Raw genomic sequence first — 26,170 nt, forward strand, 5'->3', positions numbered from 1 at the left:
TGTCAGCCGATGAGCGCCTCGGTGATCTGCCGGGTGGTCTGCGCGGCGACCCGCGCGTCGACGGCGGCGTAGAAGGTGTAGGCGTTCAGGCCGGTGGCCAGGGCCCAGCCGCGGCCTCGCAGCCATGTGGCGTCGTCCACGCCGAGCGTGTCACGGAAGACGGCTCGGCCGCGGGCGGTCATCAGGGTGAAGGCGATCATCAGGTCGCAGGCCGGGTCGCCGATGCCGAACCCGCCGAAGTCGATGACGGCGCTGAGGCGGCCGTGGGTGGTCAGCAGGTTGCCCGTGTGGAAGTCACCGTGGAAACACACGGGAGGGCCGGCCCATCCGGGGGCGCTCATGGCCGCGTCCCACAGCTCGGTCATCGCCGCGGCGTCGAAGACGCCGGCGACCTCCGCGATGGCGGCCCGCGTCGCGCGGTCCCGTTCGGCCAGCGACCAACTGGAGAGATGCTCGCGCTCAGGGGCGGCTTCGGGTGTGCTGTCCCATGCGCTCTCGGGCGCGAACCGCTGGAGAGCGGCCAGAAAGTGCGCCAGTTCGGCGGCGGCCGTGGCGGAGTCGGCCAGTGCGTCGACGGTCGCCACGTCGCCTTCGAGCCATCGGGACACCGCCCACGGCCACGGATAGCCGAAGCCGGGTTCCCCCACTTCCACCGGCGCCGGAACAGCCAGGGGAAGGTGCGGGGCGAGCCGGGGCAGCCACTGGAACTCCTTCGCGGCCTGTCCGACGGCATCCGCATGACGGGGCAGCCGGACGGCGAGCTCCTCACCCAGCCGGTAGATCACATGGTCGGAGCCCGCCGGGTCGACCGGCTTCAAGGGCAACCCCGCCCACCGCGGGAACTGGGTGTCGACCAGGCGCCTGACGAGCGCGGCATCGATCTCGGGCCGGATGTCCGCGGTGCGCGCGGTTGCCAAGACAACTCCTGCGGTCGGTCCACTCCTTGTGGCGGACGGTACGGGTCATCACAGTGCGTCTCGGCTCTGCCTGTCGACCGATTTACTGTCCCGTCTCGCTCAACCTGTGAGGCATTCCGTCACGAACCCCTGGGCTTGTGAGCCGGGAAGAAGCCTTGCTGGCCCTGCCAAGGTTCCTCGCTCTCGCCGAACGTGCCGACCATCTGAGCCCAAGACGAGGCTGGCTTGCTCATCAGGTGTTGACGTGTTCAGGGGACACGGCTGCCGGCTGAGCCAGGGCTGACGGTGTGCGAAGAGAACCGCCCCCTGGACGCTGCTCGAACGGCAGGTGACGCGGCGTTCCGCCGACGTACCTACGCAGGCGTCGGCTGTACAGGAGGTGGAACCGGTCGACCGGGCGTGAAGTCGAGCAGCATCGGTGGTGGCGGCACAAGTTCCGCACGGCCCCCGGACACCGACCCCGAGCTCGCTCGCATTCGGCAGGAGCTGAGCGTCACGTCGACGGCGGGACGAGTTTGGCGGCCACGGCGTCGAGGACCCAGTCCAGGCCGGTCGTGAAGGAAGTCTCGGCGTCCACGTCCGTGCCGTCGTACACGGCCTTGGCCAGTGCCGGGAAGCGGCCCGTGGCCAGCATTCTTGTCACGTGCGGACCGTGGGCGCGCTGCCAGTCGTGCTTGGACAGGCCCGTGGCGCGCTCGGCCCGCAGGTTCGTGATCTCGCGCCTGATCGCCCCGGTGAAGTAGGCGCTGACCGTCTCCACGGCCCGCATGACGGTGTCGATGTCGGTGAGGCCGTCGAGAGCGGCCAGCGTCGTCTCAGTCACGGCGAGGCCGTTCGGGCCCAGGGCCGGGCGGTGGCCGAGCAGGTCGGCCAGCCATTCGTGACGGAGAGCTGCCAGCCTGGTGCGGTGGGCGAGGACGCTCAACGCCTCCCGCCAGTCACTGGGCTGTTCCTCGGGGAGGATCTCGGCCTGGACCTCGTCCACCATGAGGTCGAACAGCTCCTCCTTGGTGGAGATGTATCCGTACAGCCGCATCGGGCCCGCGTTCAGCCGGGCGGCGACCTTGCGCAACGACACCGCCTCCAGCCCGCCCTCGTCGGCCAGCGCGAGGGCGGCAGCAACGATCCGCTCCCGGTCGAGCGGCACGGGGCGAGTCGGCGGCTCCGGCCGGTCCCAGACAGTCATGGTCACATCGTACGGTTGCGATACGCCGTATCGGGAAAATACAGTGTATCGACATGAGACAACGTATCGCCGTGGTCGGGAGCGGTCCTGCCGGCCTCACCTTCGCCCGTGTCCTGCACCGCCATGGCCACCCCGTCACCGTCCTCGAACGCGATGCCGCCCCCGACGCCCGACCCCAGGGCGGCACGCTGGACCTGCACGAAGGGCTGGGCCAGCTCGCGCTGGACAAGGCGGGGCTGCTGGCGGAGTTCCAGGTGCTGTCCCGTCCCGATGGGCAGGCCATGCGCATCCTGGACACGGCCGGGACCGTCCTTCGTGACTGGCGACCCCGTCCGGATGACCGGGCCAATCCCGAGATCGACCGGAGTCAACTCCGCGACCTGTTGCTCGGCCCTCTGGACGTCCAGTGGGGCCGGGGCGTGACGCAGGTGGTGCCGGGGACCCGGGACGGCGTACTGGTCCATTTCGCGGACGGGCGACAGGAGACGTTCGACCTCGTGGTCGGCGCGGACGGCGCCTGGTCCCGGGTCCGCCCGGCGGTCTCGTCGGTGACGCCGCAGTACACCGGCGTCTCCATGGTCGAGACCTCCCTCGACGACGTCGACACCCGCCACCCCGACCTCGCCCGGTTGATCGGCGACGGTTCCGTGGCTGTGTACGGCGTGAACCGAGCACTCGTCGCCCAGCGCAACAGCGGCGGCCACGTCAAGGTGTACGCCCAGTTCCGCGCGCCGCTGGACTGGCACGCGAACCTGGACCTGGCCGACGTGGAGGCCGTGCGATCGGCTCTGCTGGCTCTGTTCGACGGCTGGGCCGCTCCCGTCCTCGACCTCCTCCGCCCCGGCACCGCTTTTGTCCACCGCCCTCTCTACGTCCTGCCCGTGTCCCACACCTGGACCCACGTCCCCGGGGTGACGCTCCTGGGTGACGCCGCCCATCTGATGCCCCCGTTGGGGGCGGGCGCGAACCTCGCGATGCTGGAGGGCGCCGAACTCGCCGAGACCGTCGCCACCGCCACCGGCCCTGGGGATCTGGACGAGGCCGTTCACGCCTTCGAGGAACAGATGTGGGCACGGGCCGGCGGATGGGCGAAGATCACCACGGCCGGTCTGGAACGCCTCGTGAGCCCGGACCCCGCCGAAGCCCTCGCCCTCTTCGACGAAGTCCAGCCATCCTGACTGCCAAGCGCGAGGACATCAGCACGTTGTCCGGGACTCGTGCACTTCACACCGCAGATCCGGCGGGAAGCCGCAGATATGCCGGGAACTGACACCGATTTACGGAACGGCCCCCGCAGACCGACGTGGCGTGGCGCACTTTTGCAAGCGGGTGCTTGCAATAGTTAGCGGAGTGCCGCACCATCGGGGCATGGCATCACTCAACGTCGGCAATCTCGGCGAGTACCTGCGCGAGCAGCGGCGCACCGCGCAGCTGTCGTTGCGGCAGCTCGCCGACGCCGCCGGGGTGTCCAATCCGTATCTGAGCCAGATCGAGCGCGGCCTGCGCAAGCCGAGCGCGGAGGTTCTCCAGCAGGTCGCCAAGGCCCTGCGGATCTCCGCCGAGACGCTGTACGTGCGAGCCGGGATCCTCGACGAGAAGGAGCGGGACGAGCTGGAGACGCGCGCCGTCATCGTCGCCGACCCGTCCCTCAACGAGCGCCAGAAGCAGGTGCTGTTGCAGATCTACGAGTCGTTCCGCAAGGAGAACGGCTTCGACGCCGCGTCGCACGACGCCCACGGCAGTGATCTCCACGGCAGTGATCTCCACGGCAGTGATGTCGACGGCAGTGATGCCGACACGAAGCAGACCCCCTCAAGCTGACAAGCCGATAGCGCTGACAAGCCGACGCGAATCCGGGAGGACCATCGTCATGGCCATCACCGATGACCTGCGCAAGACCCTCAGCAATCCCACCCCCGCGTACTTCGTCGCCGGGTCCGCGGACCTCGCCCTCCAGCAGGCGAAGAAGGTTCCCGGCCTCGTCGAGCAGCTGATCGCCGAGGCTCCTTCGCGCATCGACGCGGTGCGCAACACCGACCCCAAGACCGTCCAGGACAAGGCCGCCGCCCGCGCCAAGGAGGCGCAGGAGACCCTCCAGGCCAAGGTCACCGAGGTGCTCGGCACGCTCGACACCGACCTGAAGAAGCTTCAGGAGACCGCGCAGGACCTCGCGTTGCGCGGTGTCGGCGTGGCCGCCGAGCTCGCGGTCAAGGCGCGGGAGAAGTACGACGAGGTCGCCGAGCACGGCGAGCAGGCCGTGAAGGCGTGGCGCGGCGAGGCCGCCGAGGAGATCCTCGACCTGGCCGAGACGGTCGAGCCCGACAGCGAGACGGAGCCCGTGGCGGCCGAGGGCACGGCGTCTAGCTCCGCCGGCGTCGTCGCGCCCAGGAGCGCGCCCGCCGCTCCGGCGAAGAAGCCCGCCGCGAAGAAGGCCCCGGCCCGCAAGACGACGACGGCGAAGAAGACGCCGCCCGCCAAGTAACAGCTGTGCGGCACGCTTCCGGCGCGACACGCTGAGAGCGTGTACGAGGGGCGGGCATTCTCCGCGTGCCCGCCCCGTTGACGGGGTAGCGGGTACCGTGGCCGCGTAATCGATGAGCCGTGACTGGCCGAGACTGGTGGTGGACGTTGTGCTGATGCAAGGGTTCGCGAACTTCATGTGGCTGCTGTCGCTGGCCCTGATCGTCTTCAGCGGGTTCGCCCTCATCGACGCCGCGGTCCGGCGCGAGGACGCCTATCGCGCGGCGGACAAGAAGACCAAGCCGTTCTGGCTGATCATCCTCGGCCTCGCCTTCGTGGTGGACCTGCTCTTCCCGATCCTGTCGTTCCTGCCGATCATCGGGCTCGTCGCCACCATCGTGTACATGGTGGACGTGCGCCCGGCGATCCAGCAGATCACGGGCGGCGGGCGCGGTGGCCGCCGCGGCGGCTCCAGCAGCGACGGCCCGTACGGCCCCTACAACGGCGGCCGTTAGCCCGTCAGCCCCTCAGCCCGTCACCGCGCCCCGGGCGACCGGTCCAGGAGCAGCACCGCCACGTCGTCCGTGAGGTCCCCGCCGTTGAGGTCGCGGACCTCGTTCAAGGCCGCCTCCAGGAGCTCGTCGCCCCGCAGCCCCGCCGCTCGCTGGCGGCGGATCATCTCCACCATGCCCTCCTGCCCCAGGCGCTGGTTGCCCTCGCCGATCCGGCCCTCGATCAGGCCGTCCGTGTAGAGCATCAGGCTCCAGGCGCCGCCGAGCTCCACCTGGTGGCGCGGCCAGCGGGCGCGCGGCAGGAGACCGAGGGCCGGGCCGCCGTCCTCGTACGGCAGGAGCTCGGCGAGGCGTCCCTCGCGCGCGATCAGCGGAGCCGGGTGCCCGGCGAGGCAGAGACCTGCCCTGCGGCCGTCCGGGGCGATGTCGACCGTGCAGAGCGTCGCGAAGATCTCGTCGTCCGCGCGCTCGTGCTCCAGGACTTTCTGGAGCGTGGAGAGCAGCTCGTCGCCGCAGAGCCCCGCGAAGGTCAGCGCGCGCCAGGCGATCCGCAGCTCCACGCCGAGCGCCGCCTCGTCGGGCCCGTGGCCGCAGACGTCGCCGATCATGACGTGCACGGAGCCGTCCGGCGTGCGCACGGTGTCGTAGAAGTCGCCGCCGAGCAGCGCGCGGGAGCGGCCGGGCTGGTACCGGGCGGCGAAGCGCAGCGGTGAGCCGTCCAGGAGCGGGGTCGGCAGCAGGCCGCGCTCCAGACGGGCGTTCTCCTGGGCGCGCAGGCGCGACTCGGTCAGCTGGCGCTGGGCCGCGTCGGCGCGCTTGCGCTCCACCGCGTACCGGATGGCGCGGCTCAGCAACCGCCCGTCCAGCTCCTCACGGAAGAGGTAGTCCTGGGCGCCGACCCGGACGGCTTCGGCGCCGCGCTCGGAGTCGTCGTTCGCCGTGAGGGCGAGGACGGCGTGCCGGGGCGCGAGGCGCAGTACGTGCCTGAGGGCGACGAGCTCGTCGTCGTCCGCCTCGGCGGCGCCCGGGGCCGGCAGGGCGAGGTCGAGCAGGATGCAGTGCACGTCGTCCGTGAGCAGCCGCTCGGCCTCGGTGAGGTTGCGGGCGGTGCGGATACGGATGGGCTTGCCCGCGGAGTCGAGGAGCTCGGGGACGCTCAGCGAGCCCGCGGGGTCGTCCTCGATCACCAGCAGACTGAGCCCGGAGCCGCCGCCGTGGCCGGTCCCGGGCCGGCTGCTGCCGCCGGGGCCGACGGGCTTGCCGATCCCGGTGTGGCTGGTGCTGCCGATGTTGCTGAGGCCGGTGCTGCGGGTGCTACTGGTGTTGCCTGTGCCGCCAGTACTGCCGGTGTCGCTGTTGTCGTTCGATGTCGGGGCGTGGGCGGGCGCCGTCGCGTCGTGCGGGGGCGCCGCGTGAGCCTGACCGCCTTCCGCGGCCGGGATCGCTCTCTGCCGCGGTATGGGTGCGGGCATCGCTTGCTTCCTTCCCTCCCCCCGAGGGCATGGCGCCACGCAGGTCGACGCGGCACCGACGGGGACCATAGCGGTAGCCGTGCCTCCAGTGGAATGGCGCGCGGCAAACGGCCACCGTCATATGCCGCGTCCAGGAACGCACTTGGGCACGGCGGGGTCCCGCCGGGGATGACGAACATCACGCCGGGAGGGTTGAGCGGCCGCACGCGGGGTGCGCTGGGTCACAGGGCCCGCGCCCCTTCCGAGCCCGCCGCCGCGCCCGCCGCTTCGGACGCCTACTTGTCCGGGCGTACGACCCCGAGGATCTTCATCGATCCCGCACCCGCGATCGTCACGTCCCGGCCGGGCCGCGGCGCGTGCACGATCGCGCCGTCGCCCAGATACATCCCGACGTGGCTCGCGTCCGAGTGGTAGATGATCAGGTCGCCGGGGCGCATGTTCTTGACGTCGATGCGCGGCAGCTGCTTCCACTGCTCCTGCGAGGTCCGCGGGATGCCGCGGCCCGCGGCCGACCAGGCCTTCGAGGTGAGCCCGGAGCAGTCGTACGACCCAGGGCCCTCGGCGCCCCACACGTACGGCTTGCCGATCTGGGCGGTGGCGAACTCGATGGCCTTCCTGCCCTGGGGCGACGCCTTCCCGCCGACGTCCTTCAGGGCGCCCGAACTCACCCACGCCGACTGCTTCTTGAGGGCGGCCGCCTCCTCCAGCTTGCGCAGCCGCTCCCGCTCCTTCTCCTCCAGCGTCGATTCGAGCTTCTCGGCGGCCGCGATCTTCTTCTTTATCTTCTTCTTCGAGGCGGCCTTCGCCTTGCGGTTGGCTTCCAGCTTCTTCCAGCGGGCGGTGGCGTCCTCGGCGTATATCCGCAGGTCCTCCTGCGTGCGCTCCAGCTCGGTGAGCATGCCCTTGGTGGCCTTCTGGCCCTGCCGCAGGCGCCCGGCGCCGTCCAGGAACCGGCTCGGGTTGTCGCTGAGCATGAGCTGGGCCTCGTCCGGCATGCCTCCGCCGCGGTACTGCGCACGGGCCGCCGCGCCCGCGCGGGCCTTGAGCTTCTTCAGCTTCGCCTGGCCCTCGGCGATGTCCTTGGCCAGCTTCACGATCTGCTGGGACTGCTTGTCGGCCTTCTCCTCGGCCGCGTTGTACGCGTCGGTGGCGACACCCGCGTCGTGGTAGAGCTTCTCGATGTCCTTGCGGACCTCTTCGAGGGCCTTGTCCGTCCGAGGCGTCGGATCGGTGGGCTTCGCCGGACTGGTGGGTCTCGCCGGACTCGCGAAAGCCGTCCCCGGTGCGGCCAGCACCGTCGCCGCGCAGATCAGCGCCACGGCCGTCGCTGTCGAGTATCGCTTGCCAGTCACGCTCCGCCACCCCCAAAGCCGATGCATCCGATGTACCGCCGCACCCGAGATACCTGATTTACCGTCAGTAACTTATGGTCGCCACCGGGATGTTGCCATGTCGGAGCGCGATCCGACAGGGCCCGGCAGCAACTCCGCTCCCCATACGACCCATGTGACGTACCGCACGCGACGATCGTTCCCCCACGCCGCGTGCACGGGAACATCTCCGGGTGACGTCAGGGTGGACTCGGGGAGACCTGCGGGTTCACCCCGAGCGAGGCGCCAAGGCCGCCCAGCGCACCGTCACTTCGCCCTGCCGCCACCGCGCGACCCCGTCGGCCACCGGCCAGTCGGCCGTCAGGTCCCGCACCGCCCTGATCCACCGCTGCCGCGCCCCGTACGAGGCGTACGGCGCCGCGGCCGCCCAGGCCCGGTCGAAGTCCCGCAGGAACGCGTGCACGGGCTCGCCCGGCACGTTCCGGTGGATCAGTGCCTTCGGCAGCCGCTCGGCGAGGTCGGAGGGCCGGTCCAGGGAGCCGAGCCGCGTCGCGAAGGTCACCGTGCGCGGCCCCTCGGGCCCGAGCGCCACCCACACGTGCCGCCGCCCGATCTCGTCACACGTGCCCTCCACGAGCAGCCCGTCGGGGGAGAGGCGGGCGCGCAGCCGCTCCCAGACGGCGGCGACCTGCTCCTCGTCGTACTGCCGCAGGACGTTCGCGGCCCGGATCAGGACGGGCCCCGAGCCCCCCACCCCCGTTGGCCCCGCCGGCCCCGGCCGCTCCGGCAGCGGGACCTCGAAGCCGCCGTGCAGGAAGGAGAGACCCTCGCGCTCGTACGGCGCGGCGGCCGCAACGCGCGCCGGGTCGATCTCGATACCGACGACCCGCGCGCGTGGAGCGACGGTACGCAGCCTGAGCAGCAGCTCGACGGCGGTCCAGGGTGAGGCGCCGTAACCGAGGTCGACGGCGACGGGGTCCGCGGCGCGGCGCAGCGCGGGGCCGTGGACGGCGGCGATCCAGCGGTCCATGCGGCGCAGCCGGTTCGGGTTCGTGGTCCCGCGCGTCACCGTTCCCACGGGGCGGGAAGAGGTGCGTGGGGCCATGGGGAAAGGGTATGCGGGGACGACGGCGGCCGAGGGACGCGGAGTGGTGGCGCGGGCGAGGCGGCCGAGGGAGGCGGCGCGGGGCGCCGCGGCCGAGAAGGGCCCAGGCGGGGCGCCCGAGAGGGGGCCAGGCGGGGCCGCAGCACGAGCCACGCAGCGTAACGCTTTGGCAAAAACGGGCGGGTCGGCGGCCAGGCGGAAATGGAGCAGCCGACTCCGGTGTTCCCCCTCTGGAGGTACGTACGCCCTCCCCGTAGTCATGCCCGCAGTCATGTCCGTACGCAAGGAGGACCGCCACGTGAGCCAGTACGTGTCCAGGCTCGGGCGTCGCTCCCCGGCGGCACCCCCACGGCTCCGTATCCCCGGCTCCCAGCGGCGGCCGCGCCGCGTGGCGATGCTGAGCGTGCACACCTCGCCGCTGCACCAGCCCGGCACGGGCGACGCGGGCGGCATGAACGTCTACATCGTCGAGCTCGCCAAGCGCCTCGCCGCGATCAACATCGAGGTCGAGATCTTCACGCGCGCCACCGCCGGAGGGCTCCCGTCCGCCGTGGAGCTCGCGCCCGGCGTCCTCGTGCGCCACGTGGACGCGGGTCCCTACGAAGGACTCGCCAAGGAAGAGCTGCCGGCCCAGCTCTGTGCCTTCACGCACGGCGTCATGCAGGCCTGGGCGGGCCACCGGCCCGGCTACTACGACCTCGTCCACTCCCACTACTGGCTCTCCGGCCACGTCGGCTGGCTCGCCGCCGAACGCTGGGGCGTGCCTCTCGTCCACGCCATGCACACCATGGCCAAGGTCAAGAACGCGGCGCTCGCCGAGGGCGACACCCCCGAGCCCGCCGCTCGCGTCATCGGCGAGACCCAGATCGTCCGCGCCGCCGACCGCCTCATCGCCAACACCTCCGAAGAGGCCGACGAGCTCGTACGTCACTACGAAGCCGAGCCCGGCAAGGTCGCCGTCGTCCACCCCGGCGTGAACCTCGAACGATTCCGTCCCGCCGACGGCCGCGCCGCAGCCCGGCACCGCCTGGGCCTGCCCCAGAACGCCCTCGTGCCCGTCTTCGCGGGCCGCATCCAGCCCCTCAAGGCCCCCGACCTGCTGCTCCGCGCGGTCGCCGTGCTCCTGGACGAGCGGCCCGCGCTGCGTTCGAACATCGTCGTCCCCATCGTCGGCGGCCCGAGCGGCAGCGGCCTCGCCAAGCCCGAGGGACTCCAGAAACTGGCCGCGAAGCTGGGTATCGCGGACGTCGTCCGCTTCCAGCCGCCGGTCGGCCAGGAGCAGCTCGCGGACTGGTTCAGGGCGGCGTCCGTCCTCGTGATGCCCTCGTACAGCGAATCCTTCGGCCTCGTCGCCATCGAGGCGCAGGCGGCGGGCACGCCGGTCCTCGCGGCGGCGGTCGGCGGTCTGCCCGTCGCCGTACGCGACGGGGTGACCGGATTCCTCATCCCCAACCACGAACCGGCCCACTACGCGCGCGTGCTGCGCGATTTCGCCGACCATCCACACCTTGTGCACAGCATGGGCGAGGCCGCGGCCCGGCACGCGGAGTCCTTCGGCTGGGACACGGCGGCATCCTCCACGGCGGACGTCTACACGGCGGCGATGCACGATTTCCGCGCTTCCCGCCGTCACGTACGCTCGCACCATGGCTGATCAGGATCAGGCGGACACTGCGACGATCATCGAGCGGACCCTGGACGACGCCGAGCTCGAATGGGAGAGCGTCGAGCCGGGCTCGTACGTGGTGAAGCTCCCCGGCACCCGGAAGCTCTCCACGACCCTGTCCCTGCGGGTCGGCAACCACTCCCTCTCCCTGAACGCCTTCGTGATCCGTCACCCGGACGAGAACCACGCGGCGGTGCACCGCTGGCTCCTGGAGCGGAACCTCCGCCTGTACGGCGTCAGTTACGCGATCGACTCGCTCGGCGACATCTACCTCGCCGGCAAGCTCCCGCTCTCCGCCGTCACCCCGGACGAACTCGACCGCCTCCTCGGCTCGGTCCTCTCGGCCTCCGACGACTCCTTCAACACCCTCCTCGAACTGGGCTTCGCGTCGGCGATCCGCAAGGAGTACGAGTGGCGGGTCGCTCGCGGTGAGTCGACGCGCAACCTTGACGCGTTCACGCACCTGACCCGCCCGACGGGCGACGCGAACCACTGAGGTGAGGGCGGGAGCCCCGGGCGCTGGCGCCCCGCCACGCTTCCGCCGCCCCCGCCTCCTCGGGCTTGCCGTCCTGGGCCACCCAATCCGCCTCTCCGCCCGCCTCGGCTGCCGCCTGCTCCTACTCGCACGACTCGGTGCGGGGCAAACGGGTGGGTGGGTAGGAGTTATCCGCCGCTAAGCGGCGGCGTAGTCCCCCTCGCCCCCTTCCGCCCAGCGCAGCGCCATGCCATGCTCCCGCTCATCGCAAGCATGAACTCCGTTCACATCCATGGAAAACGGAAGGCGGCGGGCAGGGCATGGCGCACGAGGAACCCACCAGGCGAACCCTGCTCGGCGGCGCGATAGGCGTCGCGGCAGCCACCGTCACCGGCATCGGCGCCGCGACAGCCCACGCCACCGCGCCCTCGCCCCCCGCCCTCTGGCGGGAGTTCACCAAGACCCCCTACACCCACCCCCAGATCCCCTACATCGGTCGAGCAGGCTGCCGCGCGGGAAGACACCCCTCTGCTGCCCCCGCCCCCGGACCCCACCCCCGCATCGACGCCCGCCGCTACGGCGCCCACCCCGACGGCAAGTCCGACACCGCCCCGGCGATCAACCGCGCACTCGCCGACGCGGGCGAGAAGGGCGGCGGCACCGTAGTGCTGCAACCCGGCACCTACCGGATCGACGACCTCATCCGCATCACCCACGACAACGTCACCCTCCGCGGCGCGGGCAGCACCCGCACCACCCTCCTCGCCACCAAGAGCCTCACCGAGCTGATCGGCCCCTACGGCTCCCGCTACGGCGGCGACAAGTCCAGCTGGTCCTGGGCCGGCGGCCTCATCTGGCTCTGCCCCGAGTCCCGTTGGCGCTCCCTCACCACCGCCATCAGGTCAAAAAGCTGGCCCTTCGAGGGCTGGACCGGCAACAAGCGCGACGAATGGCAGACCCTCACGACCGTCCGCCCCGCCCGCCGGGGCTCCTGGTCGGTGACCGTCACCGACACCTCCCGCCTCCGCAAGGGCGACCTCGTCCTCCTCCGCCTCGCGGATGACTCCGACCACACCCTTCTGGAGCACATGGCGGGCGACGGCGAGGGCGCGAAGTCGTACACCTGGGACGACAAGACGAAGCTCACCTCGTACGTCCCCTACGAGTGGCCCGTACGGATCGCGGCCGTCGCCCCCGACAGACGCCGGGTCACCTTCGAACGGCCGCTCCCCCTCGACGTACGCCCGGAGTGGGACCCCCGTCTCACCACCCACGTCCCGGCACTGACCGGCTCCGGCGTCGAGGCCCTCACCCTGGAAGCCGTCGAGACCCCGCAGTCCCCGCACCTCCTCGACAGGGGCTACAACGGCGTCACGTTCCAGTGCGCGTACGACTGTTGGGCCGACGACATCGTCGTACGCCACGTCGACAACGGCTTCGGCCTGGTCGCCGCCTCCGCCTGCACCCTGCGCCGCACGCGCGTGACCGGCCGCGGCTCCCACCACCCGTACTTCTGCCGTGAGGGCTCGCACGACAACCTCATCGAGGACTTCCGGATCGACGCCCGCACCACGCCCGCCCCGCCCGGCACCCAGCTGCACGGCATCAACGTGGAAGGCCTCTCCTCCCACAACGTGTGGTCGCGCGGCCACATGGAGATGGGCACGTTCGACAGCCACCGCGGGATGCCGTTCGCGAACGTACGGACGGACATCACCGTCCACAACAACGGCCGGCACGGTGGCGACGCGAGCGCGGGCCCCCTCTTCGGAGCCCGCTTCACCCACTGGAACATCCGCGTCACCAACGAACGCGCGGGCCTGATGAAGATCGACGGACTCGCACCCCACAGCGCGACGGTCGGCCTCAACACGGTCCGCGAGTTCGACCAGATCGACGTCCCCGACTTCACCGGCGACCTGCACGCGCGCCTGGAGCTGTACGGCACTACGGACGCGGTTCGGCCACGGAATCTGTACGAGGCGCAACGGGCTCTGCGACGCTGACCTCGACGCCGCCGATCTCCTCCTCCGGCAGCTTCCGCATCAGCGCCCAGTACCCGACGGCCGCCCCCGTCCCGATCACCGCGCACGACGCCCACAGCCACTCCGCCCCGAACCGGTCGATCACGAAGCCGGACATGAGCGGGGCGATCAGCGCGGCCACGGACCACGACATCGTGTACATGCCCTGATAGCGGCCACGACCGTGCACCGGGGAGAGCCGCACGACCAGCCCGGTCTGCGTCGGCGCGTTGACGATCTCGGCGAGCGTCCACACGCACACGGTCAGCGCGAAGACACCGACCGACCCGGCGAACGCGGTGAGCCCGAACCCGTACCCGGCGAGCACCGAGGAGATCACAAGCAGCCGTCCCGCGTCCCGGTGCTCGATGAACCGCGTGACCGGGATCTGGAGGGCCACGATCAGCACGCCGTTCACGGCGATGGCGACGCCGTAGTCGGCGGGCGTGAACCCCGCGTCGCCCATCGCGATCGGCAGCCCCACGGACCCCTGCTGGAAGATCAGCGCGACGAGGAAGGACAACCCGACCACGCCCATGAAGCGCCCGTCCCGCAGCACGGTCCCGAGGCCCACGTCGGGCTCCGCCGCCTTCTCCAGCGCCGTCCGCACGGGCCGCGACTCCGGCAGCTTCGCGAAGACGACGATCGCGCAGACCATCGTCATGGCGGCCTCGATCAGGAAGCCAGCGCGATAGCTGTACGAGGCGATGAAGCCGGCGCCCGCCGAGGAGATGGCGAAGCCGAGATTGATGGCCCAGTAATTCAGCGAGAAGGCGCGCACCCGGTCCTCGGGGCGCACGATGTCCGCCATCATCGCCTGCACGGCGGGCCGGGACGCGTTGCTCGCCATGCCCACCGCGCAGGCGACGCCGGCGATCGCGACGGGGTGCTCCATGAACCCGAGCACCGCCACCGACACGGCTGTCGAGGCCTGCGCGATCAGCAGCGTGGGCCGCCGCCCGAGCCGGTCGGTCATCACCCCCGCGCCCAGCGAGGAGACGACACCCCCGAGCCCGTGCAGGGCGACCACGAGCCCCGCGTACGAAGCGGAATAGCCCCGCTCCAGGGTCAGGTACAGGGCCATGAACGTGGCGACGAAGGCGCCGAGCCGGTTGACCAGGGTGCTCGTCCACAGCCACCAGAAGGCGCGGGGCAGCCCCGAGACGCTCTCGCTGACAGCGCGTCTCATCGCAGTGAACGGCATGAAGATCCCCCCGAAGGTACTGACGACGTGAGCACCGCGATGTAAGCGTCTCCAGCGGCAGGCAAACATTACGAGCCGCGCCCCTCGACCCGCCACTCAATTGACGGCAACCGTCAACTGGCGCCCCGCCCGGCAGGCGCGCGGGGCCCCCTGGAGTTCGATTACGCTCAGAGGCATGGCCGACGCACCGTACAAGCTGATCCTCCTCCGCCACGGCGAGAGCGAATGGAACGCGAAGAACCTGTTCACCGGCTGGGTGGACGTCAACCTCAACGAGAAGGGCGAGAAGGAGGCGGTCCGCGGCGGTGAGCTGCTCAAGGACGCCGGCCTGCTCCCCGACGTGGTCCACACGTCGCTCCAGAAGCGAGCGATCCGCACCGCGCAGCTCGCCCTCGAAGCGGCTGACCGCCACTGGATCCCGGTCCACCGCAGCTGGCGCCTGAACGAGCGCCACTACGGCGCCCTCCAGGGCAAGGACAAGGCCCAGACGCTCGCCGAGTTCGGCGAGGAGCAGTTCATGCTGTGGCGCCGCTCGTACGACACCCCGCCCCCGCCGCTCGACCGCGACGCGGAGTACTCCCAGTTCTCCGACCCGCGCTACGCCACGCTCCCCCCGGAGCTGCGCCCCCGGACGGAGTGCCTCAAGGACGTCGTCGTCCGCATGCTCCCGTACTGGTTCGACGGCATCGTCCCCGACCTCCTGACCGGCCGCACGGTCCTCGTCGCAGCCCACGGCAACAGCCTCCGCGCCCTGGTCAAGCACCTGGACGGCATCTCGGACGCCGACATCGCGGGCCTGAACATCCCCACGGGCATCCCCCTCTCCTACGAACTCGACGCCGAGTTCAAGCCCTTGAACCCGGGCGGCACGTACCTGGACCCGGACGCGGCTAAGGCAGCGATCGAGGCGGTCAAGAACCAGGGCAAGAAGAAGTAGCCCCGCTCCACACAGATAGCCCCTGGCCGGTGCTTCATCACCCACGGCCGGGGGCTGCTGGCGGCTCTGACGGGGGGCGGCCGCCCCCCCTAGAGCCGGCGTGTCGCCGCCTCGACGCTGTCTCCGCCGTTGGCGTTGAACGCGATGGCGGCCTGGGGTGCATGGCGGTGGATCAGGTTCATGATCTGTTCGAAGAGGGGGAGCAGCTGCTCCGTCTTGCGGATTCCGGCGCCGACCACCACCACGTCCCATGGGCGCTCGGTCAGTGAGGCGACCAGTGTGGGCTCGGCCGAGTCGCCGAACACGACCAGCGTCATGGCGGCTTCGATGCCGTGCTCCTCGAACCGGGTGAGCTCCTTGTCCAGCGCCGCGCGGAGGCCCGCGGCGTCGACGCCGGGTATGGCCTGCGGGTCGTAACCAATGACGAGTACGGAAGACATGCCGTCAACCTACTCGGGCCCTCCGGGCGTGGTCTGTGCGCTCACGGGCCGGACGTGCTCGTGTCCGAGATGCCCTGGGCCAGATCCGTGACCACGCTCTGGATGCCCTGGCCGAAGTCCGTCGGGGCCACCAGGATGCCGAAGACCAGGACCACGGACATGGTCAGGAACGTGTCCGTCTTGGTGCGGGGTGCGACTCGTCTGCGGAGGAGCACGACGATGACGACAGCCAGCAGAACCGCGAGGTCGATCGACAGCACCACTTGGCCACCCCTCCCGTCAGGAGCCAAAGACCCGGACGTTCCTGTGTAACCCGAACTCCCGCGCTGTGGCTGCCCGGTCACGCGGAGTTGGCAGCAAAGCACTGAACCAAGGCCGAATCGGCTCGGAGCTCCAGGGGGGTTCGAGGGGGACTCATGGGCGTCGGCTCGGCGGGCGCGCGGGACGCACGGTCGGGCAGAGGCGCGCCGGTCCGGGGAGTGCGGGGCAACCGCCACGCGCGTGTGCGCCGTTGACGCGCCCCGGTCTTGTGGGCATGCAATGGCAGCAGGCAGTACGCCGGTACGCCTTCGAGGAGGAGACCATGGCCGAGTCCCCTACGCGCGAATCCGTTCCCGAGCAGTCGGTCTGTCTGTTGAAGTCCTGCGGCTGCGGCCCCGGTTGCAGCTGTGGCTGTCAGTCGGGTGGCAGCTGCCAGTGCGGTGGCGGTTGCGGCTGACCACCGCCGGGTCGTACGTGACGGTGCCCCGCGCGCAGCCGGCAGCGGCCGCGGGCGGGGCACCGTCATGCGTCCTCGCGATGTGGCTTCGCGCGGGGAGCGGGGAGGGTTACGCCTCCATCAGGAGGGTTACGCGCCCTCCACCTGCGCCGGCCCCGTCGTCTGTATCTCGTCCGCGTGTTCGCCCGTGACCAGGTACACGACCCGCTTCGCCACCGACACCGCGTGGTCCGCGAAGCGCTCGTAGTAGCGGCCGAGGAGCGTCACGTCGACCGCCGTCTCGATGCCGTGCTTCCAGCGGTCGTCCATCAGGTGCTGGAAGAGCGTGCGGTGGAGCTGGTCCATCTCGTCGTCGTCCTGCTCCAGCTGGAGCGCCAGGTCGACGTCCTTGGTGATGATGACCTCCGCCGCCTTCGCCATCAGGCGCTGCGCGAGCTGGCCCATCTCCAGGATCGTGGCGTGCAGGTCCCGCGGCACCGCAGAGTCGGGGAAGCGGAGCCTCGCGAGCTTCGCGACGTGCTGGGCGAGGTCGCCCGAGCGCTCCAGGTCGGCGCTCATGCGCAGCGAGGTGACCACGATGCGCAGATCCGTGGCGACCGGCTGCTGGCGCGCCAGCAGGGCTATCGCGCGCGCCTCCAGGTCGTGTTGCAGATCGTCGACCTTCTGGTCGGCCGCGATCACGCTCTCGGCCATCTTCAGGTCGGCGTCGAGCATGGCCGTCGTGGCGCGCCCGATCGCTGACCCGACGAGGCGGGCCATCTCGACGAGGCTGTCGCCGATCGAGTCAAGTTCCTCGTGGTACGCGTCCCGCATGTGGCTGTCCCTCTCTAGTACGTGCCAGGGGGCTGGCCCCTACGCTCCCACGGTGCGGGCCGGACGCGTCCGTTTCCGGCACCTCAAATGAACCACCACCGTCATCAAGGTGAACTATGGGCGACGACGGGCGGCACCGCACGACCGGCGCCGCCCGGCCCGCTCGGAGGAAGTGAACCGGTGCGGTCCCCACGGTGAACTCTGAGCGACGACTGTTCGAGCCCGCACCCGTACGGCTGTGACCGGCGCTTACTCGGCGCATAACCTGGACGCATGGACGTGAACGCGGCGGTCGCCGCAGCGGCAGCGATCGCCGGGGTGTGCACCGGTGTCATCGCCATGCTGGCGTTCCGATGGAGCGAGCGCGACCAGAAACGCCCCACCCGGACCTCCCTGCACACCGATCCCGTGCTGCCACCCGGCGTCGACACGGTGCTCTCCGTGCTGCGCTCCTCCGCGGTCGTCCTCGACGAGGCCGACAGCGTGGTCAAGGCCAGCTCGGCGGCGTACGCGCTGGGTCTCGTGCGCGGCGGGAAGCTCGCCGTCGAGCCCATGCTCCAGATGGCCCGCGACACCCGCCGCGACGGGGAGATACGCCAGGTCGAGCTGGACCTGCCGCGGCGCGGCACCGGCCGCGGCGAGGCCCTGGCCGTCTCCGCGCGCGTGGCCCCGCTCGGCTCCCGCCTCGTCCTGCTCCTCGTGGAGGACCTCACCGAGGCCCGCCGCATCGAAGCCGTACGACGCGACTTCGTGGCGAACGTCAGTCACGAGCTGAAGACGCCGGTGGGCGCCCTCTCCCTGCTCTCGGAAGCCGTCATGGACGCCTCCGACGACCCGGAGGCCGTCGAGCGGTTCGCCGGCCGCATGCAGATCGAGGCGACCCGGCTCACCAACCTCGTGCAGGAGCTCATCGACCTCTCCCGCGTACAGAACGACGATCCGCTGGAGGACGCCGAGCCCGTCCGCGTCGACGAGCTGGTGGCGGAGGCGATCGACCGCAGCCGCCACCAGGCCTCGCACAAGCAGATCACCATGGCCGCCGGAGGCACCGCCGAGCTCCAGATCTGGGGCAACCGCGGACAGCTCGCCGCGGCCCTCGGCAACCTCGTCGAGAACGCCGTGAACTACAGCCCGGCCCGCACCCGCGTCGGCATCGCCGCCCGCCGGGTCACCGCACCCGGCGGGGACCTCATCGAGGTCGCGGTCACCGACCAGGGCATCGGCATCTCCGACAAGGACAAGGAGCGCATCTTCGAGCGCTTCTACCGCGTCGACCCGGCCCGCTCCCGGGCCACCGGCGGCACCGGCCTCGGTCTCGCCATCGTCAAACACGTGGCCGCCTCGCACGGCGGGGAGGTCACCGTGTGGAGCTCCGAGGGTCAGGGCTCCACCTTCACCCTGCGGCTGCCCGAGGCGGCCGCACACCGCGATCGCGGCCCCGGTCGAGGCGACCGCGGATCCGGTCACGGCGGCGGACTCGACGGCGAGACCGCAACCGCATCACCCGACGCAAGCGCCGCGAGCGCCGCGACCGCCGGGACCACCACGTACGAACCCATTCCTGCCCCGGAGGTCCTTCCGTGACCCGAGTGCTCGTCGTCGAGGACGAGGAATCCTTCAGCGACGCCCTGTCCTACATGCTCCGTAAGGAGGGCTTCGAAGTCGCCATCGCGGCAACCGGCCCGGACGGACTCGACGAATTCGAGCGCAACGGCGCCGACCTCGTCCTGCTCGACCTGATGCTGCCCGGCCTGCCCGGCACCGAGGTCTGCCGCCAGCTGCGCAGCCGCTCCAACGTCCCGGTGATCATGGTCACCGCCAAGGACAGCGAGATCGACAAGGTCGTCGGGCTGGAGATAGGAGCCGATGACTACGTCACCAAGCCCTTCTCCTCGCGCGAACTGGTCGCCCGCATCCGCGCGGTGCTGCGCCGCCGCGGCGAGCCCGAGGAGGTCGCCCCGCAGGCCCTGGAGGCCGGCCCGGTGCGGATGGACGTCGACCGCCACGTGGTCACGGTCTCCGGCTCCAAGGTCGACCTGCCCCTGAAGGAGTTCGACCTCCTGGAGATGCTGCTGCGCAACGCGGGCCGCGTCCTGACCCGCATGCAGCTCATCGACCGCGTCTGGGGCGCCGACTACGTGGGCGACACCAAGACGCTCGACGTCCACGTGAAGCGGCTGCGCGCCAAGATCGAGCCGGACCCGGGGGCGCCCCGGTACCTGGTCACGGTGCGGGGGCTCGGCTACAAGTTCGAGCCGTAAACAGCACGGTGAACGCAGCACGGTGAACGCAGCACGCTGAATACGGAGAAGGGCGGGGCCCCGGTGGGATCCCGCCCTTCTCGTCCTGCTCTCGTACGTCGCTCAGTGCTCGGTGCCGGTACCCGTGCCCGCGTCCGCGCTGTGCGAGGCCGACCCCGTCGGCTCGGTGTTCGCGTCGTCCGCCGCGTGGCCGGCCGCGTCGTCGGAGGGGCTGCCGGACGGGTCCGTGGCCTCCCCGGAAGCGGACTCGCCGGGCTTGCCGGACTGGCCGGGCTCGCCGGACTTCGCGGGCTTCGACGGCTTGCCGCCGGGCGCCTGCGGCAGGGCGCTCGGGCCCCACTTGCTGAAGTAGCTCTCGGCCGGCACGACGAACGCTTCCATCTTCACGTCGCCGGTCCTGCTGAAGGAGAACGTGATCGGCTGCGCGTTGCCGTTCTTGACGGCGTCGCCGCCGGACAGGACCGCCGAGGCGTTGTCCTTGCCGCCGATGACGAGGGAGCCGCCGGCCGGGATGGTCAGCGGGCCGTTCGGCTTGGAGTCCTTGTCGTCCTTGCCGGGCGTCAGCTTGGCCTTCTTGTCGGCGCCTTCGACCGTGACGGACTCCAGGGTCTGGGGCTTGTCGCCGGCGTTGAAGATCGTCGCGGCGACCGCGGCCGGACCCGTGGACTTCTGGTCGGGCTGCGTGATGACCATGGCGTTCTGGATCTTGATGTCGCCGACGGTGGTCGCGGCGTTGTCCGGCTTGATCTCCATCGTCTGTGCGTTGTTGCCCGCCGCGCACGCGGAGAGCGAGGCGAGGGAGAACGCGATGGCGGTGGCGGCGAGGGCGCCGCGTCGAAGGCTGCGGCTCACGGCGGCGGCAACTCCTTGAACGTGGGCGGTACGGGACGGGCGGGCGGCCGTAAAGCCGTCCTAAGGGTGTGTCAGCGCGCTTAGGTTACCGAGCCGTTCCCGCGCCACCGCACCCGACCCGCCCCTTGGCTCACCCGACAGTCCACCCGACGGCCGCCCGCTCCGCAGCCGGCTGTCACATCGCTCCCGTGGGCCCCTTTCGTAAAAGCGTCACCAAGAGACTCCGGCGTCACGCTCTGTGGATTTCCGGTAAGGAATGCGAGAGGACCGCAGAATTGATCACCTGCTGCATCAACCGGTGGATCAACCGCTCGATCAACCGCTCGATCATGTTCGGCTTGATCAATTCGGAAACGGCTCCGACGGTGTGGAGCACATCTCTCCGGCATCCGAACGGAGTATCGGAAGTTCACCGCTTGGAACCGCGCAAACCGGGACGTTCAGCCGCTCCGAGCGCCCCCGGGGGGCGCGTAACGGGTGCGTTTCCGGCTCCCCGAAGAGCCGCTCCGACCTGCGAATACCCCGTTCCGATGCCCCTCCGCAGCACGTTCCTGTTGCTGTTGTCAAGCCCCGAGATATGCCCTGACCTGCGAAAACGCCATTCAGAAGAGGCGATTCTCGTGTTAGGATGGATAGCCACGGAAGGGGTACCTGTCACATGACGTTCAAGGTTGGCGACACCGTGGTCTATCCCCATCACGGGGCCGCGCTGATCGAGGCCATCGAAACTCGCCAGATCAAAGGCGTGGACAAGACCTACTTGGTGCTGAAGGTCGCCCAGGGCGACCTGACGGTGCGTGTGCCAGCGGACAATGCGGAGTTCGTCGGCGTGCGTGATGTGGTCGGGCAGGACGGCCTCGACCGGGTCTTCGAAGTACTGCGCGCGCCGTACGCCGAAGAGCCCACGAACTGGTCGCGCCGCTACAAGGCAAATCTCGAGAAGCTCGCCTCCGGCGATGTCATCAAGGTCGCGGAAGTCGTCCGTGACCTGTGGCGTCGGGAGCGCGAGCGTGGACTGTCGGCCGGCGAGAAGCGCATGCTCGCCAAGGCCCGTCAGATCCTGGTGAGCGAGCTCGCCCTCGCGGAGAACACGAACGAGGACAAGGCCGAGGCCCTGCTGGACGAGGTCCTCGCGTCCTGACGCGGACGGTCCGAGGTATTCGACAAGACCTCGGCAGTCCCGCGTCGACCAGGCGCAGCAATGCCGCGGTGCCCGCTGACCCTTCACAGGAGTCGCCGGGCGCTGCGGCATGTTCGTACCCGCATATTCTTCGCACCCTGGCACATCATTCGCACCCTGGCACATGTGAGAGCGGCCCCCGGGGAACCGTGTTGGCGTGCTGGACTCGGCAGCTGGCTCGACCAGATGTCACGGAAGGGTCCGGTCAAGATGCCACCCCGGCACGGTGAGGCCATACCCACGTCGGCCGAGCACACAAACCTGAACGGAACCGATGTCTAGCGAATCCCGTACCGCGGTGGTCATTCCCGCGGCTGGGCGGGGCGTGCGCCTCGGCCCTGGCGCCCCCAAAGCGCTTCGCGCGCTGAACGGCACACCGATGCTCATCCACGCCGTGCGCGCCATGGCGGAATCCCGTGCCGTCTCCCTCGTCGTCGTGGTGGCGCCGCCGGACGGTGCCCCCGAGGTCAAGACGCTCCTCGACGACCACGCGCTCCCCGAGCGCACCGACTTCCTCGTCGTGCCCGGCGGAGAGAGCCGCCAGGAGTCCGTGCGGGCCGGTCTTGACGCGCTGCCGGACGGTTTCGACATCGTGCTCGTGCACGACGCGGCCCGCCCGCTGGTGCCCGTCGACACGGTCGACGGCGTCATCGAGGCCGTACGCGACGGAGCGCCCGCCGTCGTCCCCGCGCTGCCCCTGGCCGACACCGTCAAGCAGGTCGAGCCCGCGGCGGAGCCCGGACAGCCCGAGCCCGTCGTGGCGACGCCCGAGCGGGCCAGGCTGCGCGCCGTGCAGACGCCGCAGGGCTTCGACCGCGCCACGCTCGTGCGCGCGCACGAGACCGTCACCGACAACGTCACGGACGACGCCAGCATGGTCGAGCAGCTCGGCCTGCCCGTCGTCGTGGTGCCCGGCCACGAGGAGGCGTTCAAGGTGACGCGCCCCCTCGACCTGGTGCTCGCCGAGGCCGTCCTCGCCCGCCGGAGGGCCAACGATGGCTTCTGAGACGCCCGCGCCGGTGCTCCCCCTGGTCGGCATCGGCACCGACATCCACGCCTTCGAAGAGGGCCGCGAGCTGTGGTGCGCCGGCCTGAAGTGGGACGACGAGGGACCCGGACTCGCCGGGCACTCCGACGCCGACGTCGTCGCCCACGCCGCCTGCAACGCGCTGTTCTCCGCGGCGGGTCTCGGCGACCTCGGCGCGCACTTCGGCACCGGACGCCCCGAGTGGTCCGGCGCCGCGGGCCTGACCCTGCTCGCCGAGGCCGCCCGCATCGTCCGGGACGCCGGCTTCACCGTCGGCAACGTCGCCGTCCAGGTCATCGGCCCGCGCCCGAAGATCGGCAAGCGCAGGGACGAGGCGCAGAAGGTCCTCTCCGAAGCGGTCGGCGCCCCCGTCTCGGTCTCCGGCGCCACCACCGACGGCCTCGGCTTCCCCGGCCGCGGCGACGGCCTCGCGGCGGTGGCCACCGCGTTGGTGGTACGCACGTCGCACTGAGGCCGGTATCGGGGTAGGTGTATGGCTCGTACCGACGATGATCCGTACGGCCAGCCGTCCACGAAGGAGTGAGGCCATGTCCGCCGCGATGTCCGACGACCTCAAGCAGCTGCTCGACACCCCCGTCTTCATCACCGTCGCCACCATCCAGCCCGACGGCAGCCCTCAGCTGTCGCCGGTCTGGGTGAAGCGCGACGGTGACGACGTGCTCTTCTCGACGACCGTGGGCCGCCAGAAGGAGAGGAACCTGCGCCGCGACCCGCGCGTGACGGTGGTGGTGCAGCCGTTCGACGCCCCCTACACGTACGCGGAGATCCGCGGCACGGCCGAGCTGACGACCGAGGGCGGCCAGGAGCTCATCGACGAGCTGTCCAGGAAGTACACGGGCAAGGACTACGCGGACTTCAATCCGGCGTCGAAGGACGACGCGGAGCGCGTGGTCGTGCGGATCACGCCGCGCAAGGTCGTCGGGCGACTTTGAGGGGTCTCACGTCACAGTTGCGTTCCCTGTGGCGTGAGGGGGCGTGGGGCACTGTCCCACGCCCACTACCCTGGAGTGGTGACGATTCGCCTGTACGACACCAGCGCCCGGCAGATCCGTGACTTCAGCCCGCTCAACGACGGCTGCGTCTCGATCTACCTCTGTGGTGCCACGGTCCAGGCTGCACCGCACATCGGGCACATCAGGTCCGGCCTGAACTTCGACATCATGCGCCGCTGGTTCGCCTACCGCGGCTACGACGTGACGTTCGTGCGCAACGTGACCGACATCGACGACAAGATCATCCGGAAGTCCGCGGAGCAGGGCCGCCCCTGGTGGGCCATCGGGTACGAGAACGAGCGCGCCTTCAACAGCGGTTACGACGCGCTCGGCTGCCTGCCGCCCACCTACGAGCCGCGCGCCACCGGCCACATCACCGAGATGGTCGAGATGATGCGCGGCCTCATCGAGCGCGGCCACGCCTACGAGGCCGACGGCAACGTCTACTTCGACGTGCGGTCCTTCCCGGGCTACCTGGAGCTCTCCAACCAGGAGCTCGACAACCTGCTCCAGCCCGAGAGCGAGGGCGAGACCGGGAAGCGCGACCCGCGTGACTTCGCCATGTGGAAGGCCGCCAAGGAAGGCGAGCCGAGCTGGGAGACGCCCTGGGGGCGCGGCCGGCCCGGCTGGCACCTGGAGTGCTCGGCGATGGCCCACAAGTACCTGGGCCGCGAGTTCGACATCCACGGCGGCGGCATCGACCTGATCTTCCCGCACCACGAGAACGAGATCGCGCAGGCCAAGGCCTTCGGTGACACCTTCGCGCGCTACTGGGTGCACAACGGCTGGGTCACCATGAGCGGCGAGAAGATGTCCAAGTCGCTCGGCAACTCGGTGCTCGTCAGCGAGATGGTCAAGCAGTGGCGCCCGATCGTGCTGCGCTACTACCTCGGCACCCCGCACTACCGCTCGATGATCGAGTACAGCCCGGAGGCCCTGCGCGAGGCCGAGTCGGCCTTCGCCCGCATCGAGGGCTTCGTGCAGCGCGTGGTGGAGAAGGCCGGCGACACCGTCGAGCCCGCCGCCCAGGTGCCGCCCGCGTTCGCCGAGGCCATGGACGACGACATGGGCGTCCCGCAGGCGCTCGCCATCGTGCACACCACGGTCCGGCAGGGCAACAGCGCCCTCGCCGCCGACGACAAGGAAGCCGCCGTGGCGCGCCTCGCCGAGGTGCGGGCCATGCTCGGCGTCCTCGGCCTCGACCCGCTCGACCCGCACTGGGCGGGCGGGGAGCAGGACCACGGAGAGGACCTGCACGGCGTGGTCGACACCCTCGTCCGTCTCGTCCTCGACCAGCGCGAGGCGGCCCGCGGCCGCAAGGACTGGGGCACCGCCGACGCCATCCGCGACCAGCTCAACCAGTCGGGCCTCGTCATCGAGGACGGCCCGGCAGGCCCCCGCTGGACGCTCGGCCCGCGCTAGGGGCCCGCTGATGTGCCGCCCGGCCTTCCGGGCGGCACACTTCATAGACGTACACCTCTGCGCGTACGCACGTACGCGCACACGCATCACGACAGACAGGTAGGTCATGGCCGCTAACAACCGCCGCATGTCCGGCAAGAAGGGCGCGCAGGTCGGCAGCGGCGGCAATCGGCGCCGCGGCCTGGAGGGCAAGGGGCCGACGCCGCCCGCCGAGGCGCGCAAGGGGCATGTGAAGAACCGCATCGCCACCGCCAAGGCCAAGAAGGCCGCGGGCCGCCGCGGCACCCCCAAGGGGCGCGGCGGCAAGGGGACCTCCGAGATGGTCGTCGGGCGCAACCCCGTCTTCGAGGCGCTGCGCGACGGCGTGCCCGCCTCCACGCTCTACGTCCAGCAGTTCATCGACAACGACGAGCGGGTCCGCGAGGCGCTCCAGCTCGCGGCCGAGCGCGGCGGCATCCACCTCATGGAGGCGCCGCGCCCCGAGCTCGACCGCATGACGAACGGCCTCAACCACCAGGGCCTCGTGCTCCAGGTCCCGCCGTACGAGTACGCGCACCCGGAGGACCTCGTCGCCGCCGCGTTCGACCAGGGCGAGGACCCGCTGATCGTCGCGCTCGACGGCGTGACGGACCCGCGCAACCTCGGCGCGATCGTCCGCTCGGTGACCGCGTTCGGCGGCCACGGAGTCGTCGTGCCCGAGCGCCGGGCCGCCGGCATGACGGCCGGCGCGTGGAAGACCTCCGCCGGCACGGCCGCGCGCACGCCGGTCGCCCGCTGCACGAACCTGACGCGCGCCCTGGAGGCGTACAAGAAGGCGGGCGTCGCCATCGTCGGCCTCGCGGCGGACGGCGAGCACGAGATCGGTGACCTGGACGCGCTCGACGGCCCCGTCGTCATCGTGGTCGGCAGCGAGGGCAAGGGCCTCTCACGCCTCGTCGGCGAAACGTGCGACTTCCGGGTGCGGATCCCGATGCCGGGTGGGGCGGAGTCGCTGAACGCGGGTGTCGCCGCCGGTGTCGTGCTCTACGAGGCCGCGCGGCGTCGCGCGTAGGTGTTCCCGGGCGTACAGATGTCCGGGCCGTGTGATCCCTTGACGGGAGTCTCTTGACGCGGTCCGGACATTTCCCCGTGGTCAAGGCAGTGTCCTAAACACAC

The 26,170-nt window shown here is 70.7% G+C and carries 26 protein-coding genes; 16 read left to right on the top strand and 10 right to left on the bottom strand.

Features of this window, described 5'->3' with window-relative positions; genetic code table 11:
- Positions 1-2 precede the first annotated feature (2 nt).
- On the bottom strand, positions 3-917 hold the full coding sequence (locus ACZ4Z4_RS12445) for an aminoglycoside phosphotransferase family protein (protein WP_468326065.1): 915 nt from the start codon (positions 915-917) through the stop codon (positions 3-5).
- 493 nt (positions 918-1,410) lie between these two features.
- Positions 1,411-2,103 carry a TetR/AcrR family transcriptional regulator gene (locus tag ACZ4Z4_RS12450; protein ID WP_468326068.1) on the bottom strand — a complete coding sequence of 231 codons (693 nt, stop codon included), beginning with the start codon at positions 2,101-2,103 and terminating at the stop codon, positions 1,411-1,413.
- A gap of 53 nt (positions 2,104-2,156) precedes the next feature.
- On the opposite strand from ACZ4Z4_RS12450, the gene ACZ4Z4_RS12455 reads away from it, so the two are divergent.
- The 4 genes from ACZ4Z4_RS12455 to ACZ4Z4_RS12470 all read left to right on the top strand — a co-directional run bounded on the left by ACZ4Z4_RS12455 (position 2,157) and on the right by ACZ4Z4_RS12470 (position 5,078).
- A complete protein-coding gene (locus ACZ4Z4_RS12455; RefSeq protein WP_468326071.1) occupies positions 2,157-3,281 on the top strand; it encodes an FAD-dependent oxidoreductase in 1,125 nt (374 codons plus the stop codon).
- Positions 3,282-3,471: 190 nt separating this feature from the next.
- Entirely contained in the window at positions 3,472-3,924 is a 453-nt protein-coding gene (locus tag ACZ4Z4_RS12460) for a helix-turn-helix domain-containing protein (protein WP_468326074.1), read from the top strand.
- Between the two features lie 49 nt (positions 3,925-3,973).
- Positions 3,974-4,585: a hypothetical protein gene (locus tag ACZ4Z4_RS12465; protein ID WP_468326076.1), complete on the top strand. Its 612-nt coding sequence runs from the start codon at positions 3,974-3,976 to the stop codon at positions 4,583-4,585.
- 154 nt (positions 4,586-4,739) lie between these two features.
- On the top strand, positions 4,740-5,078 hold the full coding sequence (locus ACZ4Z4_RS12470; protein ID WP_468326079.1) for a DUF2516 family protein: 339 nt from the start codon (positions 4,740-4,742) through the stop codon (positions 5,076-5,078).
- Between the two features lie 20 nt (positions 5,079-5,098).
- Here ACZ4Z4_RS12470 and ACZ4Z4_RS12475 read toward each other — a convergent pair whose 3' ends face one another.
- From ACZ4Z4_RS12475 to ACZ4Z4_RS12485, 3 genes are all read right to left on the bottom strand, one after another.
- A complete protein-coding gene (locus tag ACZ4Z4_RS12475) occupies positions 5,099-6,547 on the bottom strand; it encodes a PP2C family protein-serine/threonine phosphatase (protein WP_468326082.1) in 1,449 nt (482 codons plus the stop codon).
- 275 nt (positions 6,548-6,822) lie between these two features.
- A complete protein-coding gene (locus ACZ4Z4_RS12480; RefSeq protein WP_468326085.1) occupies positions 6,823-7,926 on the bottom strand; it encodes a C40 family peptidase in 1,104 nt (367 codons plus the stop codon).
- A 220-nt stretch (positions 7,927-8,146) separates the two neighbouring features.
- Positions 8,147-8,983 carry a class I SAM-dependent methyltransferase gene (locus ACZ4Z4_RS12485; RefSeq protein WP_468326088.1) on the bottom strand — a complete coding sequence of 279 codons (837 nt, stop codon included), beginning with the start codon at positions 8,981-8,983 and terminating at the stop codon, positions 8,147-8,149.
- Between the two features lie 298 nt (positions 8,984-9,281).
- Between ACZ4Z4_RS12485 and mshA the strand changes: the two genes are divergently transcribed.
- The 3 genes from mshA to ACZ4Z4_RS12500 all read left to right on the top strand — a co-directional run bounded on the left by mshA (position 9,282) and on the right by ACZ4Z4_RS12500 (position 13,130).
- Positions 9,282-10,637: a D-inositol-3-phosphate glycosyltransferase gene (mshA, locus tag ACZ4Z4_RS12490; RefSeq protein ID WP_468326853.1), complete on the top strand. Its 1,356-nt coding sequence runs from the start codon at positions 9,282-9,284 to the stop codon at positions 10,635-10,637.
- On the top strand, positions 10,630-11,145 hold the full coding sequence (locus tag ACZ4Z4_RS12495) for a type III secretion system chaperone family protein (protein ID WP_468326091.1): 516 nt from the start codon (positions 10,630-10,632) through the stop codon (positions 11,143-11,145). The genes mshA and ACZ4Z4_RS12495 overlap by 8 nt, the downstream gene beginning before the upstream one ends.
- A 299-nt stretch (positions 11,146-11,444) precedes the next feature.
- Positions 11,445-13,130, top strand: a complete 1,686-nt coding sequence (locus ACZ4Z4_RS12500; RefSeq protein ID WP_468326094.1) for a glycosyl hydrolase family 28-related protein — start codon at positions 11,445-11,447, stop codon at positions 13,128-13,130.
- Here ACZ4Z4_RS12500 and ACZ4Z4_RS12505 read toward each other — a convergent pair.
- The gene (locus ACZ4Z4_RS12505) at positions 13,072-14,352 is read right to left on the bottom strand and encodes an MDR family MFS transporter (RefSeq protein ID WP_468326097.1); all 1,281 of its coding nucleotides are present in this window, start codon (positions 14,350-14,352) and stop codon (positions 13,072-13,074) included. The two genes, ACZ4Z4_RS12500 and ACZ4Z4_RS12505, sit on opposite strands and share 59 nt — an antisense overlap.
- Before the next feature lie 175 nt (positions 14,353-14,527).
- Here ACZ4Z4_RS12505 and ACZ4Z4_RS12510 point away from each other — a divergent pair, with 175 nt between their 5' ends.
- A complete protein-coding gene (locus ACZ4Z4_RS12510; protein WP_468326099.1) occupies positions 14,528-15,289 on the top strand; it encodes a phosphoglyceromutase in 762 nt (253 codons plus the stop codon).
- Between the two features lie 89 nt (positions 15,290-15,378).
- Here the strand turns inward: ACZ4Z4_RS12510 and ACZ4Z4_RS12515 are convergent, their stop codons facing one another.
- The 3 genes from ACZ4Z4_RS12515 to phoU form a co-directional block, all read right to left on the bottom strand.
- Positions 15,379-15,729, bottom strand: a complete 351-nt coding sequence (locus ACZ4Z4_RS12515; protein ID WP_468326102.1) for a hypothetical protein — start codon at positions 15,727-15,729, stop codon at positions 15,379-15,381.
- Positions 15,730-15,770: 41 nt separating this feature from the next.
- On the bottom strand, positions 15,771-15,992 hold the full coding sequence (locus tag ACZ4Z4_RS12520; RefSeq protein WP_404751455.1) for a hypothetical protein: 222 nt from the start codon (positions 15,990-15,992) through the stop codon (positions 15,771-15,773).
- A gap of 584 nt (positions 15,993-16,576) precedes the next feature.
- A complete protein-coding gene (gene phoU, locus ACZ4Z4_RS12525) occupies positions 16,577-17,260 on the bottom strand; it encodes a phosphate signaling complex protein PhoU (RefSeq protein ID WP_468326105.1) in 684 nt (227 codons plus the stop codon).
- A 273-nt stretch (positions 17,261-17,533) separates the two neighbouring features.
- Between phoU and phoR the strand changes: the two genes are divergently transcribed.
- Positions 17,534-18,844: a two-component system sensor histidine kinase PhoR gene (phoR, locus tag ACZ4Z4_RS12530; protein ID WP_468326107.1), complete on the top strand. Its 1,311-nt coding sequence runs from the start codon at positions 17,534-17,536 to the stop codon at positions 18,842-18,844.
- On the top strand, positions 18,841-19,521 hold the full coding sequence (gene phoP / locus ACZ4Z4_RS12535; RefSeq protein ID WP_030362171.1) for a two-component system response regulator PhoP: 681 nt from the start codon (positions 18,841-18,843) through the stop codon (positions 19,519-19,521). Before phoR ends, phoP begins: the two co-directional genes overlap by 4 nt.
- A 102-nt stretch (positions 19,522-19,623) precedes the next feature.
- Here the strand turns inward: phoP and ACZ4Z4_RS12540 are convergent, their stop codons facing one another.
- Complete coding sequence (locus ACZ4Z4_RS12540; protein WP_468326110.1) at positions 19,624-20,373, bottom strand: copper chaperone PCu(A)C domain-containing protein; 750 nt, start codon at positions 20,371-20,373, stop codon at positions 19,624-19,626.
- Positions 20,374-21,031: 658 nt separating this feature from the next.
- On the opposite strand from ACZ4Z4_RS12540, the gene ACZ4Z4_RS12545 reads away from it, so the two are divergent.
- From ACZ4Z4_RS12545 to rlmB, 6 genes are all read left to right on the top strand, one after another.
- Positions 21,032-21,514 (top strand): CarD family transcriptional regulator, encoded by a 483-nt coding sequence (locus tag ACZ4Z4_RS12545; RefSeq protein WP_003953493.1) that lies wholly within the window; start codon positions 21,032-21,034, stop codon positions 21,512-21,514.
- A 313-nt stretch (positions 21,515-21,827) separates the two neighbouring features.
- Positions 21,828-22,559 (top strand): 2-C-methyl-D-erythritol 4-phosphate cytidylyltransferase, encoded by a 732-nt coding sequence (gene ispD, locus ACZ4Z4_RS12550; RefSeq protein WP_468326113.1) that lies wholly within the window; start codon positions 21,828-21,830, stop codon positions 22,557-22,559.
- Complete coding sequence (ispF, locus tag ACZ4Z4_RS12555) at positions 22,549-23,052, top strand: 2-C-methyl-D-erythritol 2,4-cyclodiphosphate synthase (protein WP_468326116.1); 504 nt, start codon at positions 22,549-22,551, stop codon at positions 23,050-23,052. The genes ispD and ispF overlap by 11 nt, the downstream gene beginning before the upstream one ends.
- Before the next feature lie 76 nt (positions 23,053-23,128).
- Positions 23,129-23,533: a PPOX class F420-dependent oxidoreductase gene (locus ACZ4Z4_RS12560; protein ID WP_468326118.1), complete on the top strand. Its 405-nt coding sequence runs from the start codon at positions 23,129-23,131 to the stop codon at positions 23,531-23,533.
- A 78-nt stretch (positions 23,534-23,611) separates the two neighbouring features.
- Entirely contained in the window at positions 23,612-25,015 is a 1,404-nt protein-coding gene (cysS, locus tag ACZ4Z4_RS12565; RefSeq protein WP_468326121.1) for a cysteine--tRNA ligase, read from the top strand.
- Positions 25,016-25,121: 106 nt separating this feature from the next.
- Positions 25,122-26,066, top strand: coding sequence for a 23S rRNA (guanosine(2251)-2'-O)-methyltransferase RlmB (gene rlmB, locus ACZ4Z4_RS12570; RefSeq protein ID WP_468326124.1), 945 nt, complete (start codon positions 25,122-25,124; stop codon positions 26,064-26,066).
- Positions 26,067-26,170: the final 104 nt, after the last annotated feature.

The organism is Streptomyces sp. NPDC030245 (assembly GCF_055572995.1).

Coding starts and splice junctions, on each gene's coding strand:
- ACZ4Z4_RS12495 (WP_468326091.1), top strand. CDS start 10,630: ATGGCTGATCAGGATCAGGCGGACACTGCGACGATCATCGAGCGGACC.
- ACZ4Z4_RS12545 (WP_003953493.1), top strand. CDS start 21,032: ATGACGTTCAAGGTTGGCGACACCGTGGTCTATCCCCATCACGGGGCC.
- ispD (WP_468326113.1), top strand. CDS start 21,828: ATGTCTAGCGAATCCCGTACCGCGGTGGTCATTCCCGCGGCTGGGCGG.
- ACZ4Z4_RS12470 (WP_468326079.1), top strand. CDS start 4,740: ATGCAAGGGTTCGCGAACTTCATGTGGCTGCTGTCGCTGGCCCTGATC.
- ACZ4Z4_RS12480 (WP_468326085.1), bottom strand. CDS start 7,926: ATGCATCGGCTTTGGGGGTGGCGGAGCGTGACTGGCAAGCGATACTCG.
- ACZ4Z4_RS12510 (WP_468326099.1), top strand. CDS start 14,528: ATGGCCGACGCACCGTACAAGCTGATCCTCCTCCGCCACGGCGAGAGC.
- ACZ4Z4_RS12450 (WP_468326068.1), bottom strand. CDS start 2,103: ATGACTGTCTGGGACCGGCCGGAGCCGCCGACTCGCCCCGTGCCGCTC.
- rlmB (WP_468326124.1), top strand. CDS start 25,122: ATGGCCGCTAACAACCGCCGCATGTCCGGCAAGAAGGGCGCGCAGGTC.
- ACZ4Z4_RS12515 (WP_468326102.1), bottom strand. CDS start 15,729: ATGTCTTCCGTACTCGTCATTGGTTACGACCCGCAGGCCATACCCGGC.
- ACZ4Z4_RS12500 (WP_468326094.1), top strand. CDS start 11,445: ATGGCGCACGAGGAACCCACCAGGCGAACCCTGCTCGGCGGCGCGATA.
- ACZ4Z4_RS12465 (WP_468326076.1), top strand. CDS start 3,974: ATGGCCATCACCGATGACCTGCGCAAGACCCTCAGCAATCCCACCCCC.
- phoU (WP_468326105.1), bottom strand. CDS start 17,260: ATGCGGGACGCGTACCACGAGGAACTTGACTCGATCGGCGACAGCCTC.
- ispF (WP_468326116.1), top strand. CDS start 22,549: ATGGCTTCTGAGACGCCCGCGCCGGTGCTCCCCCTGGTCGGCATCGGC.
- ACZ4Z4_RS12485 (WP_468326088.1), bottom strand. CDS start 8,983: ATGGCCCCACGCACCTCTTCCCGCCCCGTGGGAACGGTGACGCGCGGG.
- ACZ4Z4_RS12560 (WP_468326118.1), top strand. CDS start 23,129: ATGTCCGCCGCGATGTCCGACGACCTCAAGCAGCTGCTCGACACCCCC.
- ACZ4Z4_RS12505 (WP_468326097.1), bottom strand. CDS start 14,352: ATGCCGTTCACTGCGATGAGACGCGCTGTCAGCGAGAGCGTCTCGGGG.
- ACZ4Z4_RS12455 (WP_468326071.1), top strand. CDS start 2,157: ATGAGACAACGTATCGCCGTGGTCGGGAGCGGTCCTGCCGGCCTCACC.
- ACZ4Z4_RS12460 (WP_468326074.1), top strand. CDS start 3,472: ATGGCATCACTCAACGTCGGCAATCTCGGCGAGTACCTGCGCGAGCAG.
- phoR (WP_468326107.1), top strand. CDS start 17,534: ATGGACGTGAACGCGGCGGTCGCCGCAGCGGCAGCGATCGCCGGGGTG.
- ACZ4Z4_RS12475 (WP_468326082.1), bottom strand. CDS start 6,547: ATGCCCGCACCCATACCGCGGCAGAGAGCGATCCCGGCCGCGGAAGGC.